At 59.5% G+C, this 6174-nt stretch carries 3 protein-coding genes and 1 pseudogene; 2 read left to right on the top strand and 2 right to left on the bottom strand.

What is annotated here, in order from left to right; genetic code table 11:
• A pseudogene (locus Enr8_RS25565) lies at positions 1-614 on the bottom strand (IS4 family transposase); the annotation flags it as partial.
• Positions 615-1232: 618 nt separating this feature from the next.
• On the opposite strand from Enr8_RS25565, the gene Enr8_RS19300 reads away from it, so the two are divergent.
• Positions 1233-2402, top strand: coding sequence for an ABC transporter substrate-binding protein (locus Enr8_RS19300; protein WP_246120157.1), 1170 nt, complete (start codon positions 1233-1235; stop codon positions 2400-2402).
• On the top strand, positions 2399-4963 hold the full coding sequence (locus tag Enr8_RS19295) for a sensor histidine kinase (RefSeq protein WP_186767748.1): 2565 nt from the start codon (positions 2399-2401) through the stop codon (positions 4961-4963). The genes Enr8_RS19300 and Enr8_RS19295 overlap by 4 nt, the downstream gene beginning before the upstream one ends.
• A 3-nt stretch (positions 4964-4966) precedes the next feature.
• Here the strand turns inward: Enr8_RS19295 and Enr8_RS19290 are convergent, their stop codons facing one another.
• Positions 4967-6094 carry a M48 family metalloprotease gene (locus Enr8_RS19290; protein WP_146434605.1) on the bottom strand — a complete coding sequence of 376 codons (1128 nt, stop codon included), beginning with the start codon at positions 6092-6094 and terminating at the stop codon, positions 4967-4969.
• Between the last annotated feature and the right edge of the window lie 80 nt (positions 6095-6174).

Below are 6174 nucleotides of genomic sequence, written 5' to 3'. Positions count from 1 at the left end.
AGCAGTTTGAACTTGGCGTAACCACGATCCATCGCATAAATCTTGTCCGCCTCCAGCGAACGCGCCAGCACCGCCCGCTCGTCGTTTTCGCCGCCGCCGTTAGGCGTCACGGTGATCGATTGCGGCGTGAAGCTGGCGACCTCGAAGTGCGTGTGCAGTCGCCAACGCACAACGGCCGAACCGGTCGTCTGCTTCAACAGCGTCGCGGCCATGATCGACGGCAACGCGTTCACTACGCTGCCGTCAACGGCGATTAGCCCCTGGGCGAACTTCGCCGCTTTGGCGTCGAGTTTTCCGGCTTGAACCTGCTCGGTCAGCAGTCCGATAATGGCTTTCAGCCGTTCCGGATCGAACAGCCGAGCACTTTCGGAAAGTGAACCAAGCGACGCCTTCGCGTTGCCAAGTTTCGCCTGAACCTTGGTCAGTTCGCTTGCCTGTGAAAGTGCTCGCAGACTAGAAATGCCGGGGTTCAAAACGTAAAGCAGCACCAGCAGACAATACTGATCGAAGTGCAGCGTGCGATTGCCAGCGGCATCGCGAGCTGTCCCCTCGTCATGAAGTTCCGCCAACAACGGCCGCAACTTGGCGAAGTACTTCAGGCCTTGCACATGAATCGATTGTTGGTCGCCAGCGCTAGCAGGCGGGGTCGCCGATTTCCGTTTTTTTGAAGACTTCCGCACGATAAAATGTCACTGCATCCAAGGTTGAAACCAAGCTTCGCCCTGCCATTGTGGCACGGCGAAATGGAATTAATTTGAATGCGCAAATGGCGTGCCGAACGGTATTGCCCTCGTGGCATTTTTCAACCTCGCCAGGCTCAGAGCATAGCTCTTCGCGGCTCGCAAAATAACGACTTACGTCGCTATTTTGGGATCGCATCCGTGCGATCACGCAGTCCGTCGAGAAAATCAACGGACTACTAAGTTTTGCCGACTGACAACTCGCCCACACGCGAAACCGCATGGATCCCATGCGGTTTTTTCATCCCTTTCGCGGCAAGTTGCTATGCGATTTTCGTCATGATCGCGCCAACCGGATTCCTTCGACGCGTGGCGAAATGAGAAGCTATTTTTTAACAATCGCGCTGTTCGGGCAGAGCGCCCAGGCGACTAGCGAAGCGACGAAACTAGGGGTAGGGCGTCGTGAATTTACGAGAAAAATCGGCTCCATATAGGCGATTGCTGGCCATGGTCAGCTGGGCGTCTTTCTGCTGTGCCATATTGCTGGCGCAGGTGAGTCTGGCGCACGGCCAAACGCACAAACACGAGACCAAGCCGAAGAAGCGGGCGGCGCTTCAGTTCGGCATGTCGACCGCGCTCACCGGGCCCAACGCCGGTCTGGGGCTTGAGATGCGGCGCGGTATTCTCTCCGCCTTCGCCGAGAAGAATGCGGCCGGCGGAGTGCAGACGCTGCCGCTAGAATTGATCGCCCTGGATGACGGCTACGAGCCGATCGAGACTGGTCCCAATGTGCGGCGGTTGATCGAGGTCGACCAGGTCTTAGCGATCATCGGCAACGTCGGTACGCCGACCGCCATCGTCGCCGCGCCGATTGCACAGCGAAGCAAGACGCCCTTTATCGGCGCCCTGACCGGAGCCGGCGTACTAAGAAAAACGCCGCCCGATCGGTATGTGATCAACTTTCGCGCCAGCTATGCGGAAGAGACTTCGGCGATGGTTGACGCGTTGGTCCAGTCCGGCGTTAAGCCTGCAGAGATCGCTTTCGTGACCCAGCGCGACGGCTACGGAGACGCAGGTTTTGCCGGCGGAACGTCCGCGCTGGTGCGGTACGGGGTCGATGGCGCCGGGGCGATCGCCCATGGTCGGTATGAACGCAACACGATGGCGGTGGAAGGGGCGCTAGCCGACTTGATTTTGCATCGTCCGGTTCCCAAGGCGATCATCCTGGTGGGCGCCTACGCGCCGTGCGCCAAGTTGATTCGGCTGTCGCAAGAATGCGGATTTGACCCGCTGTTCTTGAATGTCTCGTTCGTGGGGAGCAACCTTCTGGCGGAGGCGCTGGAGGGACAAGTAGACGGCGTCATCGTTTCCCAGATTGTTCCCCACGTCGACAAGCAGCTTCCCATCAACAAGGGGCATCGGGCGGCGCTGGCGCTGATCGAAGCCGACCCCGAGCCGCCGACCCAGATCTCGCTGGAAGGCTACGTTGTGGGAAGAATGCTAATTCTCGCGCTGGAGCGGATCGACGGAGAAATCACCCGCGACGCGATCGTCGACGCTTGCGAGTCGCTGGGAGAATTTGATCTAGGGCTTGGCGTTCCGCTGCAGCTGTCCAGCGAAGAGCATCAGGCCAGCCATGCCGTTTGGGCGACCCAGATCGAAGGGACGGAAGTGGCGCCGATCGAATGGTCGAATGTGCTTCGCCAGGAGGAGCGACCATGACCGACTCGAAACCAGAGTTCAACGACTGCATCGCTCCGAGTCAGGAGCCAAGTCGCTGTACGGACGCCCGCCGCTTGGTGTGGTTGCTGACGACGGTCGGCATTATCGCCGGCGCGGTGGTCTTCTGCGTGACCGCGCCGACGATGCGGTATATCCAATATCACTATCAGGAATCGGCGGAAAAGCGCAACGAAATCGACGAATCGATCGCCGAGATTCAAGAGAAGGTGGCGGACGGTCGACGCGAACTTGCCGAGATTATTCTATCGCCGGCTTCACGTGAATCGCAACACCACGAACGCCCATCGATCCGAGACGCCCACTGGTACAAGGAACTACGTAAGTCGGTGGCCAAAATTCGGCAAGATCCGAACTTTCGCGACACGCAAGACGTCATTCGGCTTTCGGAATTGATGGACCGGATTCCGCAGGCCTATCAAGATGCGACCGCCTGGTGCGATCTGGTCCACGATGCCGAGGCGAGTCGACTAGTCGCCCAAAAAGAGACGCAAAAAACGCTGCAGATGATTCGCGGATACTTTGCGGAAATGGAGGGGAAACGGCGTTTGGATCTGGCGCTGCAACTGCAGCAACATGCGCCCAAGGCTTCGGGGCAAGCGGCCGTCGCCCATGACGACCTGGTCGAAGGTGTCCGCGTCGCCGCCCAGTACGAAGCGATCGCGAATGAATTGATGCAAGTGTCGGTGCTGTGCGAGAAATTGGGCGCCGAACATGACTTGGATCAGTTGGTCAGCATCAAGGATAACGATTTTAAGGCGAGCTTTTCGCGCCTTGAACATGCGCTCGATCGGTTTTCGGGCGACCGAGAAGCGGTTATCAAGTTGATGTACGACTTGGAAACGGGGCTCTTTGGCGAGGGGCGGTTGATTGATGACGCCCATCAAACGATTCAGGTGGGAGACGGGGGCGTCTACTATTGGCAACGAAACGAACTGCTGCGACTGCGCGAGCAGGCGAATATTCTCCGGGCCTCGGAAGAAATGTTTGACGCGTTTCGACCGGTGTTGCAGGATTTAGAACTTCACTTCCTCAAGGTGGATGCCAAAGAGCGACGTGGCGCTGACTTAGTCGGGATGGCGGCTTGGGGGATCATGATCATCACCGGCGTGGTGTGCGTTTGCGTTTTCACGTTTCTCGCCCGGCGAATCGCCGGCATTATCACCCAGCAAATCGAGGACGTGCAGCGAAAGTCGGCGCAGGTCGAACGGACCAATTCTGAAATTCGATTGTTGCAAGATGTCGCCGAAGCGGCGAATAAGACGACGCCGCTTGCAGAAACCGTCGAGTTCGTCATGCGACGCTTTGCCGAGCACTCCGGCTTCCCCTATGCATTGGCGACGTTTACCGATGAGCGGGGAATGCGTCAGGTGGTGGCGACGGAGGCCTGGATCGACGTTGGTTTGTCGACCGAACCGATCATCGCATCGTGCGGCAGCGATCCGTCGATGAAGGTGTCGGTTCGTCCGCTTAGCTTTCGACAGGACGAATCGCTCTCTCCCTGCAGCGGTTCGCTGGGCGGCATTGCGGTGAGAATCCGGCAAGAGAGCTTCTTCATTCATTGCCACTTCGTGTCGACCAACGTCGAGGCTCCCTCGCCGGAACTGCTGCGATTGGCGCAACAGGTCGCCCATCGCCTCAGCCAAACGTTGGAGCGGGCCCACGCCAGCAGCCGGGTGAAGGACTTGAACAGCAAGCTGATCGATTCAGCCCGCCATGCCGGTATGGCCGAAGTCGCAACCGGCGTGCTGCACAATGTCGGCAACGCGCTCAATAGCGTGAATACGTCGCTGTCATTCCTGCAAGAGTGCACGAGCCATTCTAGCGTTGGCGACTTACGCCGCACGCTCGATCTGGTCACCAAGCAATCGGGATCGCTGGAAGCTTTTATGACCGAGCATCCCAAACGGGCATTGATTGAGCCGATGCTTACCGAGTTGGACGAACGACTGCGAAGCGAAAACGAAAAGCAGTTGTCCGAGGTGGAAGGCCTGCGTCGCCATATCGATCACATCAAGAAAATCGTCTCCCTGCAGCAGTCGATGGCCCGCGTCCAGTGCGTGCTGGAGCCGACTGATCTAGTCGAGGTGCTGAGGGGGGCGATTGACTGGCAGTCGGAAGGTATAGTGCATCACAAGGTTGACGTCGAAACCAACTTTCCTTCTCTGCCGCTGCTCAACTTGGACAAACATCGCGTGCTGGAAATCTTCGGCAACCTGGTCAAGAATGCGATCGAATCGATCACCGAGGCCCAAGGGCCGCAACGCCGGATTACGGTCAGCGTTCGGCAGACGAAAGGGGACAAGATTGCGATCGAGGTCCGCGATACCGGCATGGGCATCAAGCCGGAGAACCTGAAGAGCATCTTCTCGTACGGCTTTACGACCAAATCCAATGGGCATGGATTCGGGCTGCATAGCGCCAGCTTGTCCGCCAAGCAGATGGGGGGCAGTTTAGAGATCGAAAGCGACGGGCTCGGCGAAGGCGCGTTGTTCCGCCTGGTGCTGCCGTTCTCGCCGGCTATGGAAGAAGCCTTGTCGTAGCGTTTACCGGTCAACGCCGGCGGCTAGAGGGGCAAGTTCGGTTGGTAGCAGCGCCGCTTCGCGCTGACGAAAACTGGGATGCAGCCACCTCGATTGCTGCAGCGGAATGTTGGCCGCTTCGCTCAGTTTGCGGAGCGCCGAGGTAAGCAGTGCCGGACCTGCTTCGCCGTAGATCCGTCGCAAGTGCAGCGCCGCCCACTGGTCCGCTTCCAGTTCGAAGCGTCGCGATTGTCGCGGCGTCGACCATAGAAAGTAACCGGTTAGCAGGACCGGCGCCGAGGCTTCGACCAGCGTGCGGGCGACTCCATGCAGATCCAATCCAACCGCCAGTAGATACCGCGCTGCCAAGACGACTGCGGCGGGAATCACGATCGCCGCCAATCGCCGGGCGACATGTTGACGGCGGAGATGTCCCATTTCGTGCGCGATCACGGCGTCGAGTTCGCCGGGGGTGAGTGCGTCGAGCAGCGGCGCCGAAACGATCAAATAGCGAAACGGCGGCATGCAGCCAAGCAGCGCCGCATTGCAGATCGACACGCTGCTCGGCCAGACCAGCAGCGGCGGCATGCTGCGTCCGTGTTGCGCTCGCAGACGTTCGACCAGGTGCGGAAGTGCGACCGGCCTCAGTCCCCAACTGCGGCGGAGCAGTTCGGGATAAACGGCGATCATCATGACCACGATCAGGGCGATCGTTACCGCGCCGCTGTTGCCGCCGGCATCGGTGATTCCGCCGCAGCGAGCCGCCGCCGATCCAAGCCAGACCGGCCCACAAGCCAGCGGTAGCGACATTCGCATTTCGGCCAGCGCCGCCGAGAGATTTTCGGTCTCGGCCAGCATCACCAGTCGCGAGAGTACCGCCGGCGCCAACAGCGTCGCTTCGCGCAGCAGCGGGATTTCGCCCCCGGCCGACCCGGCGACAATTGCGCCCCAATTGCCTGGCCAGAGCATCAGCAGCGAGGTAACGCCCCAACTGATGTCGGAGATCGCACCGCGGCCAAACGTTCGCGCAACGCTCCACTGCATCAGTCCCAAGGCCAGACAGACCAGCCAAGCGGCAAGCGGTTGTTCGACCGCCGCGTCAGGCCGAGCGAGGAGCACAATCGTGCAGTAGATGAGGATCTGCAAGAGCATCGATATCGCCGTGGTGAGGGGGAACTTCCATGGTAGTTGCTCTCGATCGGCGACGGCTGCAGAATCAGGCCAGACGGGAG

It is taken from the genome of Blastopirellula retiformator (assembly GCF_007859755.1).
Lineage (GTDB): Bacteria > Planctomycetota > Planctomycetia > Pirellulales > Pirellulaceae > Blastopirellula > Blastopirellula retiformator.
This window is presented reverse-complemented; position numbering and strand designations above follow the sequence as displayed.